This window comes from Streptomyces sp. TLI_146 (assembly GCF_002846415.1).
Classification (GTDB): domain Bacteria; phylum Actinomycetota; class Actinomycetes; order Streptomycetales; family Streptomycetaceae; genus Streptomyces.
Genome location: NZ_PJMX01000001.1, coordinates 4106558 through 4121225 on the forward strand (window position 1 = coordinate 4106558; position 14668 = coordinate 4121225).

The following is a 14668-nucleotide window of genomic DNA, read 5'->3' on the forward strand; positions in this document are numbered from 1 at the left end:
GAGCCGCCTTGACCGACGACGAGTTCGAGGAGTTCTACGCTCACTCGGTCAAGAACCTGGTCGGCCAGGTCTATCTGATGACCGGCGACCTCCACGAGGCGCAGGACGTCGTCCAGGAGGCGTTCGTACGGGCCTGGGGCCGCCGCGCGCGACTGCGGCGCGAGGCCGGGCCCGAGGCCTGGGTCCGCACCGTCGCCTGGCGGCTCGCGGTGAGCCGGTGGCGCCGGCACCGCCGGGCCGGTGAGGCCTGGCGGCTGCACGACGGCCGCCCCGAGGCCGCGCACGGCCCCGACCCGTCCTCCGTCGCCCTCGTCGACGCCCTGCGGCTGCTCTCCGAACGCCAGCGGCGCGTGGCGGTCCTGCACTACGTCTGCGATCTCACCGTCGAGCAGGTGGCCGCCGAGACCGGCCTGGCCACCGGCACGGTGAAGACGCACCTCTCCCGGGCGCGCGCAGCGCTGCGGCCCCACCTCACCTCCGAGGAGGATCAGGGTGTCTGAATTCCCCCATGGCTCCCCCGACGGCCACGAGGGCGATCCGGCCCTGGCCCGGGCGCTGAAGCGGGCCGCCGCCGAGAGCGGGCGCCGGATCGTGCCGGAGCCGCCCGCCCGGGTCGCCGAGCGCGGGCTGCGGCGGCGCCGCCGCACCCTGGCGGCGACCGCCGCCTGTGTCGTCTGCCTGGTCGCCGGTACGGGCGCGGTCGCCGCGCTCCGGCTCCAGAGCGACTCCTCGGCGACGGTCCCGGCCACCCCGCCGACCCCGTCCGGGACGCCCTCGGGCTCGCCGTCGTACGGCTCGGGGTCGCCGTCCCGCAGCCCGTCCGACATCGGGACCCCCTCGCCCGGCGGCTCCGGCTCGGGCTCCCCGCCCCTGTCGGCGACGCCGAGCATGCCCTCGCGCTCGGCCGTGGGCGGCGGGCCCGGCGGCTCGCCCACGCCCACCGGGAACCCGGCCCCGCCCCCGACCGGCACCCCCACCGCCAGTCCCACCCCGTCCCGCAGCCGCTGACCCAAGGACCTCACCGTGCACGGAGCTCTACTCGCGCTGCCCGAAAACCGGGTCCACTCGGCCCCCATATCTGAGCAAACGCTGCCAAAGCGTCACGTCGGTGTGCCCGCACGCCTGGACCCGTATCTGCTCGCCGCCGCGCTCTTCGCCGCGTACGCCGCCGTCTCCGTGCTCCGCTACCGGCGGATGGAGACGCTCTCCTGGGACCTGGGGATCTTCGAGCAGGCGGTGCGGGCGTACGCGCATCTGCGCACCCCCGTCGCCGACCTCAAGGGGCCCGGCACCAACATCCTCGGGGACCACTTCAGCCCGGTGACAGCGCTGCTCGCCCCCTTCTACCGGCTCTTCCCGACCCCCGTCACCCTGCTCGTCGCCCAGGCCGCGCTGTTCGCGCTCTCGGCCGTGCCGGTCGCCCGGGGCGCCGCCCGGCTGCTCGGGCGGGGCGCGGGGCTGGCGGTCGGCGTCGCCTACGGGCTCTCCTGGGGGCTCCAGCGCGCCGTCGACTTCGACTTCCACGAGATCTGCTTCGCGGTGCCGCTGATCGCCTTCGCCCTGGAGGCCGTACTGGCCCGGCACTGGCGGGCGGCCCTGTGCTGGGCGCTGCCGCTCGTCGTGGTCAAGGAGGACCTGGGGCTGACCCTCGCGGCGATCGCCGTGGTCGTCGCGCTGCGCGCCCGGCGGAGCTCGCCGCGCACCGCCGCGTACGCGCTCGGCGCCGCCGCCTTCGGTATCGCGGCCGTCGTGGTCACCCTCACCGCGGTGATACCCGCCTTCAACTCGACCGGCGCGTACGACTACTGGGGCAAGACCACCGGCGCCGGACCCTTCACCGCCTCCGGCACCAAGCTGCGCACCCTGCTGTGGCTGCTGCTGCCGACCGGGCTGCTCGCCGTGCGCTCCCCGCTGTTCCTGGCCGCCATGCCGACCCTGGGCTGGCGGTTCCTCTCCTCCGACGACCACTACTGGTCCACCGACTGGCACTACAGCGCGGTGCTGATGCCCGTCCTCGCGCTCGCCCTGGCCGACGCCGTGGACACCGGCCGCCGCAGCCCGCGCCCCTGGCTGCGTTCGTACGCCCGCCAGCTGCCCGCCGCCGCGGCCGCCGCCGCCCTCGCGCTGACCACCTCGCTGCCGCTGTACTCGCTGACCGAGGCCGCCGCCTACCGCAGGAGCCCGGAAGTCGCCGAGCGGGAAAGGATGCTGGCGAGCGTCCCGGACGGGGCGAGCGTCGAGGCCGACGTCGGGCCGGTCTCCCGGCTCACCTCCCGCTGCCGGGTCTTCTGGGTCGGCGACACCCGCGGAGTCGTCCCCGAGTACATCGCCCTCGACAACATCTCGGGCTGGGCCGGGAACCCGCTGGAGTACGCCCGCGAGCTCCACCCGGGCAGTCGGTACGCGATGGCGGGCGTGGCGTACGGATACGTCCTGCTGAAGCGGCAGACGTGACGGGACATCAAAAAAGAAGCGGCCCCGGAGAGTTCAGGAGAACTCTCCGGGGCCGCCCCGCCGACCCCCGTACGGCGGCTCACTCGCTCGCGATGGCTCCGAGCACATTCATCCGGCCCGCCCGGAAGGCCGGGACCAGGGCGGCGAACAGACCCACGAACGCCGACGCGACGAAGACCGTGATGATCGTCGGCCACGGGATGTCCAGGACGTTCAGGCCCTCCAGGGCCAGCAGCTTCTGCGCGGTCGTCCCCCAGCTCATGCCCAGGCCGAGGCCGAGCAGGGCGCCGAAGAGGGCGATCACCACCGACTCCAGACGGATCATCCGGCGCAGCTGGCGGCGCGAGAGGCCGATGGCGCGCATCAGGCCGATCTCCCGGGTCCGCTCGACCACCGACAGGGCCAGGGTGTTCACCACACCGAGCACCGCGACGATGATCGCGAGCGCCAGCAGGCCGTAGACGATGTTCAGGAGCTGGCCGATCTGGTCCTTCAGGTCCTTCTTGAAGTCCGTCTGGTCCTGCACCTTGTACTGCGGGTAGGGCTTGAGGGCCGCCTTCAGCGAGGCGTACGCCTCCTTCTCCTTGCCGTCCTCCGCCTTGGCGAACATGATCATGTTCTTCGGGACCCGGTCGGCGGGCAGATAGCGCTCGGCGGTCGTGACGTTGGTGTACATCGCGCCCTTGTCGACATTGGTGTCGTCCGAGGTGATCGCAGCGACCTTCAGGTGGGCCGTGCGGCCGCCCTTGAAGGCGACGGTGAGCGTGGAGCCCACCTTCACACCGTGGTCCCCGGCGAACTTGTCGCCGACCGACATGGCGTCCTTGCCGTACGCCTGGGAGAGCGTGCCGGAGACCGTCTCGCGCCGCAGGTCCTCGGTGTAGGTCGGGCTGGCCGCGGCGAGGTCCTCGCTGCTGGTCTTCCCGTCCGGCGTGGTGATCTTCACGTCCACCGACTTGTAGTCGGTGACATGGGCGATGCCCGGGGTCCTGCGGAGGGCGTCGGCGGCCTGCGGCACGATCGGCCGGCCGTCGTTGCCGCCCGACTGGACGATGAAGTCCGCGCCGACCGACTTGTCGAGCTCGGCGGTGGCCGAGGCGACCATCGAGGAGCCGACCACCGCGAGGCAGGCCACCAGGGCGAGGCCGATCATCAGGGCCGCGCCGGTCGCTCCCGTACGCCGCGGGTTGCGCAGCGCGTTGCGCTCGGCGAGACGGCCCACCGGGCCGAACATCCGCAGCACCAGGACGCTGATCACCCGCACCACACCGCTCGCCAGCAGCGGGCCGATGACCACGAAGCCGATGAGGGTGAGCACCACGCCGAGGGCGAGGACACCCGAGCCGGAGCTGGCCTTGTCGGCGTGGGCCGCGGCGTAGAGCGAGGCGGCGCCGGCGCCGGTCAGGACCAGGCCGATGATCGCCCGGACCAGGCCCGCCTTGCCGTCCGCCGGCGTACCGGCGTCGCGGAGCGCGGCCATCGGGGAGATCTTGCCGGCCCGGCGGGCCGGGAGGTAGGCGGCGAGGACGGTGACGACGATGCCGAGCAGCATGCCGACCACCGGGGTCGTCCACTTGACCGTCAGGTCGTCGGTGGACAGCTCCAGGCCCATCCCGCTCATGATCTTCATCAGGCCGACGGCCAGGCCGACGCCCGCGCCGACGCCGAGGACGGAGCCGAAGAAGCCGAGCAGCAGCGCCTCGACCAGCACCGAGCGGTTGACCTGCTTGCGGCTGGAGCCGATGGCCCGCATCAGACCGATCTCGCGGGTGCGCTGGGCGACCAGCATCGAGAAGGTATTGACGATCAGGAAGATGCCGACCAGGAAGGCGACTCCGGCGAAGCCGAGCATCGCGTACTTCATCACGTCGAGGAAGGAGCCGACCGAGTCGCGGTTCGAGTCCTTGGCCTCGGCGGCCGTCTCCAGCTTGTACGTGCCGGCGCCGAGCTTGGCGGCGACGTTCTTCTTCAGCTGCTCGTCGCTGACGCCGTCGGCGGCGGTGAGCGAGACATTGGTGAACACGCCGGTGCGGCCGAGCAGTTCGCGCTGGGCGGTGACGGTGTCGAAGTAGACGATCGCCGCGCCCGGGTTGGTCACCTTGAAGGAGGCGATGCCGGTGATCTTCGCCTTGAAGTCGCCGGTGACGGCGATGGTGCGCAGCTCGTCGCCGATCTTCAGGTTGTGCTTGTCGGCGGTGTCGGAGTCGACCATCATCTCGGTCGGCCCGCGCGGGGCGTGGCCGGAGGTGATCTCCATCGCCTTGAGGTCGTTGGCCGTCCAGTTGGCCGCGATGGTGGGACCTCCGTTGGAGGAGCCCATGTTCTCGTTCTCGGTGTTGACGACCGTGACGCTGGAGCTGGAGACGCCGCCCTCGGCGGACTTCACCCCGGCGGCGCCGCGCGCCTGCTCCAGGGCCGAGGCGGGCAGCGTCTCCGGCGTGCCGGTCTGCGGCCGGTCGTCCGGCTTCGCGTTCTTCGGGCTGACGGTGACGTCGGCCGAGGTGGCGGCGAAGAGCTTGTCGAACGTGGTGTTCATGGTGTCGGTGAAGACGAGCGTGCCGCACACGAACGCCACCGAGAGCAGGACCGCGACGGCCGAGAGCGCCATCCGTCCCTTGTGCGCGAAGAAGTTGCGCATCGAGGTCTTGAGCACGGTCACGACGTCCGCCCCCGCGCGTCGAAGTCCTTCATGCGGTCGAGCACGGCGTCGGCGGTCGGACGGAACATCTCGTCGACGATCCGGCCGTCCGCGAGGTAGAGCACCCGGTCCGCGTAGGACGCGGCGACCGGGTCGTGAGTGACCATCACGATGGTCTGGCCCAGCTCGTCCACCGAGCGGCGCAGGAAGCCGAGGACCTCGGCGCCCGCGCGGGAGTCCAGGTTTCCGGTCGGCTCGTCACCGAAGATGATCTCGGGCCGGGCCGCGAGGGCGCGGGCCACCGCGACGCGCTGCTGCTGGCCGCCGGAGAGCTGGGTCGGGCGGTGCTTGAGCCGCCCGGCGAGGCCGACGGTCTCGACCACGCGGTCCAGCCACTCCTGGTCGGGCTTGCGGCCCGCGATGTCCATCGGGAGCGTGATGTTCTCCAGCGCGTTGAGCGTCGGCAGCAGGTTGAACGCCTGGAATATGAAGCCGATCCGGTCGCGGCGCAGCTGCGTGAGCTTCTTGTCCTTGAGGCCGGTGATCTCGGTCTCGTCCAGATAGATCTGGCCGCCCGACACCGTGTCGAGCCCGGCCAGGCAGTGCATCAGCGTGGACTTGCCGGAGCCCGACGGGCCCATGATCGCGGTGAACTGCCCGCGGGCGATGTCCACGTCCACGTGGTCGAGGGCGACGACGCGGGTCTCCCCCGACCCGTACGCCTTGACGACCTGGCGCGCCCGAGCCGCGACCGCCGCTTGCCCTCCAGTACCCCCGTGCCTGGGAATGGTCACAGCCGTTGTCACGGTTCTTCTCCTCGTTGCGAGTCAGTGCGTCGTGCGTACGTCGTCCGTACGTCTCGTCCGTACGTCTTGAGTCTGGCGATCGAGGCGTCCCGGCACCCTGGTGCCCGGCGGTGTCTTCAGTGGGGGGTTAGCCCCACCTCCCACCTGCGGCTCCCCGCAGCCGCTCGATGTAGGACCACGTTAAAGAACCACTCCCCCTCTTCTCGTCCTCCGCCAGGACGAACACCCCCTGCCCTGAAGTAGGGAGTAACCCGTAGGGGCTCTCCACCCCAGGGCGGAGTCCGCTCGCGAGGATCTCCACCCCGCCGCTCTCTGTCGCCGCTCAGGGCCGGGGTGAGAGGGTGGAGCCCGGCCAACTACATGCAGAATGAACCGATCTTGGGGGAGCGCGCGTGAGTACGGGGCGTACGCGGTGAGTACTCGGGGCGGGTCCGGCGGCAGCACGGAGGCGATACCCGGCGCGGCGGCCGACGCCGTCCCCGCGCGGGGGCGCGGCCCGGTCGTCGCGGCCCTGATGCTGGGCATGGCGCTCGCCGCGCTCGACGGCACGGTCGTCTCCACCGCCGTCCCGCAGATCGTCGGCGACCTCGGCGGCTTCTCCGTCTTCTCCTGGCTCTTCTCCGGCTATCTGCTCGCCGTCACGGTCACCCTGCCGGTGTACGGGAAGCTCTCCGACACCTTCGGCCGCAAGCCCGTGCTGATCGCGGGCATCGTGCTCTTCCTCGCCGGGTCGCTGCTGTGCGCGGCCGCCTGGAACATGGCCGCGCTGATCGCCTTCCGGGTCTTCCAGGGCTTGGGCGGCGGGGCCCTCCAGGGCACGGTCCAGACCGTGGCCGCCGACCTCTACCCGATGAAGGAACGCCCCAGGATCCAGGCGAAGTTGTCGACGGTCTGGGCCGTGTCCGCGGTGGCCGGACCGGCACTCGGCGGCGCCCTCGCCTCGTACGCCGACTGGCGCTGGATCTTCCTGATCAACCTGCCGGTGGGGGTGCTCGCGCTGTGGCTGGTCGGCCGCCATCTGGTGGAGCCGGTACGGGAGAAGCCGCCGGGGCCGGTACGGGTCGACTGGGCCGGGGCCCTGTGCGTCTTCGCGACGGGCGCGCTGCTGCTCACCGCGCTGGTCCAGGGCGGGGTGGCCTGGGGCTGGCTCTCCGCGCCCTCGCTCGGTCTGTTCGCCGCGAGCGCGGCGCTCGCTCTCGTCACGGTGCTGGTCGAGCGGCGGTCCGCCGAGCCCGTCATCCCCGGGTGGGTGTGGCGTCGGCGCAGCATCTCGGCGGTCAACCTGGCGATGGGGGCGCTGGGGCTGCTGATGGTGGCGCCGACGGTGTTCCTGCCGACGTACGCGCAGTCGGTGCTCGGGCTCGACCCGGTGGCGGCCGGATTCGTCCTGTCGGTGATGACCCTGAGCTGGCCGGTCTCCGCGGCGCTCTCCAACCGGGTCTACACCCGGATCGGCTTCCGCGACTCGGCGGTGATCGGCATCGGGCTGGCGGCACTGATCCTGCTGGCCTTCCCGCTGCTGCCGTACCCCGGCCAGGCGTGGCAGCCCGCGCTGATCATGCTGGCGCTCGGGGGTGCGCTCGGCCTGTTCCAGCTGCCGCTGATCATCGCGGTGCAGTCGTCGGTGGAGTGGGCGGAACGGGGTACCGCCACCGCGTCGATCCTGTTCTGCCGCCAGGTGGGGCAGTCGGTGGGCGCCGCGCTGTTCGGCGCGGTCGCGAACGCGACGATCACGGCCCGGCTGGCGTCCGCGCCGCTGCCCGGCCTGCCGGACGACCTGGACTCGGCGTCCCGGGCCCTGTCGTCTCCGTCCGGGCTGTCGGCCGAGGCCGCGGACTACCTGCGGCGGGGGGTCGCGACGGCGGTGGGGCATGTGTACGTGGGCGCTGCGCTGGCGGGGGTGGGGGCGCTGGTGGTCCTGGTGCTGCTTGCGCCTCGGCGGTTTCCGGTGTTGGCGGAGCACGAGGGCTGAGGCCTGGGTCCGGCGTTTGTCTGCGGGCCGGTGGGTGGTTGCTCGCGCAGTTCCCCGCGCCCCTGAGGGGTTGCGAGGCTCGGGGCGGGCGGGCTGCCCGAGGGCGTGTTTTTCGTCTGCGGCCGGTGGTCGGCTGAGCGCGCAGTTCCCCGCGCCCCTGAAGGTGCCGCTCCGCGGCAATCCCCTGGGCGCCCCGCAGGGGCGCTCTCAGGGGCGCGGGGAACTGCGCGAGCAACCCGCCACCGGCCCGCAGACGAACACCCGGCCGAAGAAGGGGCGCGGGGAACTGCGCGAGCAGCCCAGCACGGTCCGCAGACAGACACGGGGCCCGGGCGCCCCGGATCGTTACCTACGGTAACCACCGTCCCGTGCCGAAAACTTCACACCAGGGGCTCCCCACACCGCATACCGACCGGTAAGTTCGCCGCCACCCACCAGCGCTTCCGGCTCCCCCGTCCCCCCTGCAAGGAGCAGCCGATGCCGCACCACCGCCCATCCCCCGGCATCCCCCAACTCCGCACCGCCTACCGTCTGTTGCGGCGCGTCTCCACCCTCACCGCCCTTGGGTACTTCGTCCTCTTCCTCGTCCTCTCCGGCTACGCCCCCGGTCTCCTCGCCCGGCACGTCTCCGGTGGGCTCACCGCCGGACTGCTGCTCGGGCTCTGCCAGTTGCCGGTGACGCTGGCCGCGATAGGCGTGTACGAGTGGACCGCCCAGCGGACCGTCGACCCGCTCGCCGCCGCCATCCGCCACCAGGCCGCGCAACGCCCGGCGAACTCCCGCCGGTACACGGACGGAGGCCCCCGATGACCGGATTCGCCTCCGACGCCCGCGCCATGTCCCTCGTCGCGTTCATCGCGGTGATCACCGTGACCCTGCTGCTCTGTGTGATGACCGCGCCCGACCGCGACGACCTCGGCGAGTTCTACACCGGCTACCGCTCGCTCTCCCCGCTGCGCAACGGCCTGGCCATCGCCGGGGATTACGTCTCGGCGGCCACCGTGCTCAGTACGGTCGGGGTCATCGCCCTGACCGGGTACGACGGTCTCGTCCTCACCCTGAGCACCGCGCTCTCCCTCGTCCTGCTGATGTTCCTGCTGGCCGAACCGCTGCGCAACGCGGGCCGGTTCACCATGGGCGACGCGTTCGCCCGGCGGGCGCCCGGCCCGGCCGTCCGGGTCACCGCGTGCCTGGTCACGCTCGCCGCGCTGCTGCCGCTGATGGTGGTGCAACTGGCCGGCGCGGGCGACCTCATCGCGTTCGTCCTCGGCTTCGGCGCCGCCGAGTTCAAAACCGGCTGCATCGTGATGCTCGGCCTGCTGATGATCGGCTACGCGGCGATCGGCGGCATGAAGGGCACCGCCTTCATCCAGGCGGTCAAGACCGTCGTCCTCGCCGTCTCCTCGCTCGCCGTCGCGGCCCTGATCCTGCACCGGTACGGGTGGAACCCCGGGCACCTGCTCGACGAGGCGGCGAAGGGCAGCGGCGCGGGCCCGGCGTACCTCTCCTCCGGGCTCCAGTTCGGCGGCGACTCGCTGGACATGATCAGCTCGCAGCTGACGGTGGTGATCGGCGCGGCCTGTCTGCCGCACATCACCATGCGGATGTACAGCGCCCGCAGCGCCCGCGCGGTCCGGCGCTCGCTCTCCTGGGCGGTGTCGGCGGTCGTGGTGATCGCCCTCGCGCTGATCGTGATCGGGTTCGGCGCGGCGGCGGTGGTGGGCCGCCAGGCCATCACCGAGGCGGATCCGCAGGGCAAGACGTCCCTGCTGCTGACCAGCCAGGCGATCGTCGGTACACACGCGTCGACGGTCGGCACGCTGCTGTTCACGGCGGTCGCCACGGCCATCTTCATGACCCTGCTCGCCTCGATCTCCGGGATGACCCTGGCGTGCGCCAACTCGCTCGCCCACGACCTGGTCGCGCACGGGCTGCGCGGCCGGGCGGGGGTACGGGACGCCACCGAGACGAACACGGCCCGGGTCGCCGCGCTCGCCGTCGGGATCCCGGCGATCGCGCTGGCCGCGGCGGCCCAGAACCACAACCTCCAGCCGCTGGTCACGCTCTCGTTCTGCCTGGGCGCGTCCGCGCTCGCCCCGGCGCTGATCCTGAGTCTGTTCTGGCGGCGCTACACCCGGGCGGGGCTGCTGTGCACGCTGATCGGCGGGACGGTGTTCACGGCGGTGCTGATGACGGGCACGAAGCTGGTGTCGGGCTCGCCCCAGTCCGTCTTCCCCGCCCATGACTTCAACTGGTTCCCGTTCACCACGACGGGCATCGCGTCCATCCCCTTCGGCTTCGCGGCGGGCTGGCTGGGGACGGCGTTGAGCCGGCGCGATGTGTACGGGCAGCGGCGGCGGTACGAGGCTGTGGAGGCGTGGATTCTGGCGGGGGCGCGGCGGTGAGTGACCGCCGCCGCCGTCCGTGCCGCCGCCGCTGTGGGCAATCGTGCCGCTAAGGGCTGGGGGTCCCCCCTGCTCCTTAAGAGCTTGGGGGAGGGTGGGCACACGGCACCCCCGTCCCGCCGGGCTGCGCACCCCGCCTTGGCCCCCGCTCCCGCCGGTGGGGGTCTGTCTGCGGACCGTGCGTGGTTGCTCGCGCAGTTCCCCGCGCCCCTTGAGTGGCCCTGCGGGCCAACACACGCCCCAGCCGCGCCGGAGTCGCCCCTCAGCCCTCCGCCGGAGCTCGGCCCGTCAGGCCCGCCAGGCCGCTTCGTACGTGGGCCATGTGCGAGACGACCTCCTCACGGGCCTCCGCGTGCTCGCGCAGCAGCCGGTCCGTGTCGCGGCCGATCCGTTCGGCCCGTACGGCCGCCGCCGCCAGCGCCTCCGCGGCCTGGGCCTCCGCGTTCTCCTGGGTGTGGCGGGCGGATTCCTGGGCGGCGGTCCAGGCGCGGCCCGCCTCGGCCAGGGCGGCTTCGGCGGACGTGGTCAGTTCGGCGTGGCGGGCGGTCGACTCGGCCTCGCGCGCGGCCACTTCGCGGTCGAGGGCCTCGACGCGCTCGGCGTGCTCGCGGGCCTGGTCGGCCAGCGTGGCGGCGGTCCGCTCGCGTACCTCGCGCAGCGCGTCCGAAGCCTCGGCCCGCCGCTCGTCGGCCTCGGCGCGGGCCTCGTTCAGGTGCTCGTCGGCGGTCGTGCGGGCGGCCAGCAGCAGCTGCTGCGCCCGCGCCTCGGCCTCCGCGCGGACCGACTCCCCGTACTCACGGGCGCTTTCGCGCGCCAGCCGCGCGGCCGCGTCCGCCGCGTCGCGCACGCCCGCCGCCTCCTCGTGGGCGGCCGCCCGTACCGCGTCGGCCTCCTCGACCGCGAGGGCGTGCAGCGCCTGGGCCCGGCGGCCGAGCGACTCGTACGACTGCGGGCCGAGCGCCGCGACCCGGTCGCGCAGCGCGGCCGCCTCCGCCTCCATCCGCTTGGCGAGGACGGTGAGCCGCGCCGCCCGCTCCCAGGCGGCGTCGCGCTCCTCGCCGAGGACGGAGAGCTGGCGGTCGACCTGGTCCGTGCGGTAGCCCCGGCCGCCGCGTACGACGGCGAAGCCTCGGGGTGACTGCGGTGGTTCGGGCGCTGCACTCATCGTTGACGTCCTCCGACCTCTCCGGCTTGTCCGGGCACATCCTGCTGGATCGAAGCGAAGTGGTCATAACGCGACACTCCGCCCATCCGTAACGGCCAAGGATGCGTCAACTTCCGTCGTAACCGGAAAGCGACACCGAAAGCGACACCGGAAAGCCGACGAGGCGCCCGCCGCGCGGGTGCGGCGAACGCCTCGTCGTATCAACGTACTTGCGTACGGCCGAATCTCAGAGCAGGCCGTCCCAGAACTGTTCCAGGAGCACCGACCACCAGCTCTCCGGCGACGCCAGCGCCGCCGGGTCGAGCGCGGCGAGCTGGGCCTGGAAGTCGACCGTCCAGCGGCCCGCCTGCTCGGGGTTGAGCCCGTAGCGCAGCCGCCACATACGGCCGAGCAGCGCCATGCACCTCACGAACTCGGGGAGTCCGGTGTTCACGAACTGCGGCGGTACGGACTGGCCGCCCGGGCCCGCCTCCACCGGCACCGCGACGATGTTCGCCGTGCCGTACTGGACGCAGATCGCACGGCCGAAGTCCGAGCCCATGACCAGGTACGAACCCGCGTCCGGGGCGGGCTGGACCTGGCGCTGGGCGGCGAGTTCGGCGAGCGTCGGGACCGGCTGGCCGGGTACGGCCTGGGCCCAGAAGAACGGCCCGAAGTCGGCCGGGAGCCCCGCCCACACCAGCGTGACCGCGACGGCCTCGGGCACGCCCTGGCGGGACACCGCCCGCTGGTCGAAGCGGAAGACGCCCTGCGGGCCGAAGGCGCCGGCGAGCTCGTGCGCGACGCCCTCCGGGGGGAGCGGCGGCGCGGGCTGCACCTGCGGCAGCGGCGCGCGCACCGGCTGCGGCCGGGCGGGGCCGTCCGCGACCTGCGCCAGCTCGCCCTGGTGGGTGAGCAGGTGCTGGACGCCCTGGCGGCGGGAGGCGTGGTCCGTGCCGTACGGGGCGACGGAGGTGATCCGCACCTGCGGCCAGGTCTCCCGGATCATCCGGGCGCAGTAGCCGCCGGGCAGCTCGCACGAGGCCAGCTCGGTGTGCAGCTCCAGGACGTGGTCCGGCGGCACGTTCATCCCGCGCAGCTCGTGGAAGATCTGCCACTCGGGGTGCGGGATGCCGGGCGCGGACCGCCGGATGAGCTGCTGCTCGGACCCGTCGGCGGCACGGTAGCGCAGCACGGCCTGGTACCCGGGCCCGACGGTCGGCAGGCCGGTGGGCTGCTGGGGGTAGCCGTACGCGGGCGGCTGGGGCGCGCCGGGCCCCATCTGGGCGGGCCCGGCGAGCATGGTGGCGGCGTGGTGCACACCGCCGCCGGGGGCGCCGGGAGCGCCGGGAGCTGCGGGCACGCCGGGGGCGGCGGGCTGGCCGGGGGCCCCGGGCGGACCGGGCGGCTGGGGCGCACCGGGCCGACCGCCGGGCCCGAGCTGGCTCGGGTCGGCGAGCATCGTGGCGGCGTAGTGGGCACCACCGCCACTGCTCCCGCCGGGAACACCGGGCGGGCCGGGGGGCTGCGGCGCGCCGGGCGCACCAGGGGGCCCGGGCGGCTGCGGCGCGCGGCCGGCACCGGGGGCGCCGGGCGGACCGGGAGGCGCGGGCGGCTGCGGCCCACCGAGCTGGCTCGGGTCGGCCAGCATCGTCGCGGCATGGTGCACCCCGCCGCCCGCGGGCGGCGGCGTGGGCGGCCCCGCGGGCTGCGGGCCGTCGGGCCCGAGCTGCGAAACCAGCTGCGTGGGTACGTACGCGGGCGCCCCACCCGGCCGGGCCCCGGGCGCCCCGGGCTCACCGGGCGGCGGCGGAGTACCCCCTCGGGCCCCACGCGGCGGAGCGGCCTTACTGGTGGCGGCATCGGCGATGTCAGCGCCGGGGGCGCCGGGGGCGCCGGGACCGGCGGGGCTGGAGTGGGCACCCGGGGCGGCGGGTGCGGCGGGGCCGGGGGCCGCGCCGGGGGTGCCGGGCGGGGGGCCGGGGGCGGGGGGCACGGCGGGGCCGCCGGGCTGGCCGGGGCCGCCGGAGCCCACCGGGGCGCCGGGCGCACCGGGAGCGCCCGGCAGGCCGGGGCCACCCGGACCCGCCGGAGTTCCGGCCGGACCAGGGCCACCGGCCGCACCGGGGCCACCCGGACCCACGGGCGCCCCAGGACCGCCAGCCGCATTGGGGGCACCTGGACCCGCCGGAGTTCCGGGCAGACCCGGACCACCAGCCGCACCATGGCCACCCGGCGCACCCGGACCGCCAGGCGCGCCAGGACCGGGGTGCGCCCCAGGTCCGCCCGGTGCCGGAGCCTGCGGGTCGATCGCCGGGGCGATCGCCGTCGGGGGAAGCTGACTGCCGCCCTGGAGCAGGGCCGTCTTCGCCTCGGGCAGGGCCCTCGGCGGCGGGGTGTCGTCGGCGTCCGAACCGGACAGCGGCGGGGCGAACACCGTCGCGGGCAGCGGTACGGAACCCTCGTCCGACCCGGCGTTCGTGTCCGTACCGGCCCACGGGGTGGCCCCCGACGCCACGTCGGCGGTCGGCGTCGGCCACGCGACACCGCCGGACGGCGCGGGCGGGGGCGTCGCGCCGGGCCACGCGGGGCCCGGCTCGGCCGGGGCAGGGGCCGCCGCATCCGGCGCGGAGGCCGCGCCAGGCCAAGCGGGACCGGATGCGGGCGCCGACTCAGACGCGGCGGCCGCCACCGGCTCCGGCCCGGACCCCGCACCCGGCCACGCGGGACCGGACGACGCGGACGCGGACGGAGCGGGCGTGGGCGTGGGCGCCGCGGCAACCCCGGCGTCCGCAGGGCCCGGCACCGAACCCGCGCCCGGCGCCGAAGGCGTCCCCGCACCCGTGTCCCCCGGGCGGCGGTCGGGGATGCCCATCCGGTCCGCCGCCTCCTGGAGCCACTCGGGCGGGGTCAGCAGGAACGACGTCTGGTTGAGGTCGATGCGTTCGGGCGGGGGCGCGGGGACCGCGTCCTCGGGCTCGTCCGGCACGCCGTACTCCTCCTCGTACCGGCGGATGACCTCACCCACCGGCAGACCGGGCCACAGCGTGGCCTCTCCGCTGTCCCGGGCGATGACGAGCCGCTGGCGGCCGCCGTCCGAGGAGGGGCCCTCGGCGCGGTCCTCGGCCCACACCACGAAGCCCAGCTCGAACTCCCGCACCCGCACCTCGCGGTGCTGGTACGCGGGCACGTCCCCGTTGATCCACTCTTCCGCGCGCTCCTGCGCCTGGGCGAAGGTCACCATCACAC

At 74.1% G+C, this 14668-nt stretch carries 10 protein-coding genes; 6 read left to right on the forward strand and 4 right to left on the reverse strand.

Annotation, left to right across the window (positions count from 1 at the left end; translation table 11 throughout):
• Positions 1–8: 8 nt before the first annotated feature.
• The 3 genes from BX283_RS18400 (at position 9) to BX283_RS18410 (ending at position 2454) form a co-directional block, all read left to right on the forward strand.
• The gene (locus BX283_RS18400) at positions 9–500 is read left to right on the forward strand and encodes a SigE family RNA polymerase sigma factor (RefSeq protein WP_101388667.1); all 492 of its coding nucleotides are present in this window, start codon (positions 9–11) and stop codon (positions 498–500) included.
• Positions 493–1008 (forward strand): hypothetical protein, encoded by a 516-nt coding sequence (locus tag BX283_RS18405; protein ID WP_101388668.1) that lies wholly within the window; start codon positions 493–495, stop codon positions 1006–1008. Before BX283_RS18400 ends, BX283_RS18405 begins: the two co-directional genes overlap by 8 nt.
• Positions 1009–1110: 102 nt before the next feature.
• Positions 1111–2454 (forward strand): DUF2079 domain-containing protein, encoded by a 1344-nt coding sequence (locus BX283_RS18410; RefSeq protein WP_306822810.1) that lies wholly within the window; start codon positions 1111–1113, stop codon positions 2452–2454.
• A gap of 79 nt (positions 2455–2533) precedes the next feature.
• Here BX283_RS18410 and BX283_RS18415 read toward each other — a convergent pair whose 3' ends face one another.
• Positions 2534–5113 (reverse strand): ABC transporter permease, encoded by a 2580-nt coding sequence (locus BX283_RS18415; RefSeq protein ID WP_101388669.1) that lies wholly within the window; start codon positions 5111–5113, stop codon positions 2534–2536.
• Positions 5110–5898 (reverse strand): ABC transporter ATP-binding protein, encoded by a 789-nt coding sequence (locus tag BX283_RS18420; protein ID WP_101388670.1) that lies wholly within the window; start codon positions 5896–5898, stop codon positions 5110–5112. Before BX283_RS18420 ends, BX283_RS18415 begins: the two co-directional genes overlap by 4 nt.
• A 367-nt stretch (positions 5899–6265) precedes the next feature.
• Here BX283_RS18420 and BX283_RS18425 point away from each other — a divergent pair, with 367 nt between their 5' ends.
• From BX283_RS18425 to BX283_RS18435, 3 genes are all read left to right on the forward strand, one after another.
• Complete coding sequence (locus BX283_RS18425; protein ID WP_101388671.1) at positions 6266–7870, forward strand: MFS transporter; 1605 nt, start codon at positions 6266–6268, stop codon at positions 7868–7870.
• Positions 7871–8347: 477 nt separating this feature from the next.
• Positions 8348–8680, forward strand: coding sequence for a DUF485 domain-containing protein (locus tag BX283_RS18430; RefSeq protein ID WP_101388672.1), 333 nt, complete (start codon positions 8348–8350; stop codon positions 8678–8680).
• Positions 8677–10275 carry a cation acetate symporter gene (locus BX283_RS18435; protein WP_101388673.1) on the forward strand — a complete coding sequence of 533 codons (1599 nt, stop codon included), beginning with the start codon at positions 8677–8679 and terminating at the stop codon, positions 10273–10275. Before BX283_RS18430 ends, BX283_RS18435 begins: the two co-directional genes overlap by 4 nt.
• Before the next feature lie 262 nt (positions 10276–10537).
• Here the strand turns inward: BX283_RS18435 and BX283_RS18440 are convergent, their stop codons facing one another.
• Together BX283_RS18440 and BX283_RS18445 are read right to left on the reverse strand one after the other, a co-directional pair.
• Complete coding sequence (locus tag BX283_RS18440; protein WP_101388674.1) at positions 10538–11440, reverse strand: cellulose-binding protein; 903 nt, start codon at positions 11438–11440, stop codon at positions 10538–10540.
• Positions 11441–11666: 226 nt separating this feature from the next.
• A complete protein-coding gene (locus tag BX283_RS18445; RefSeq protein ID WP_101392437.1) occupies positions 11667–14663 on the reverse strand; it encodes an SUKH-4 family immunity protein in 2997 nt (998 codons plus the stop codon).
• Positions 14664–14668: the final 5 nt, after the last annotated feature.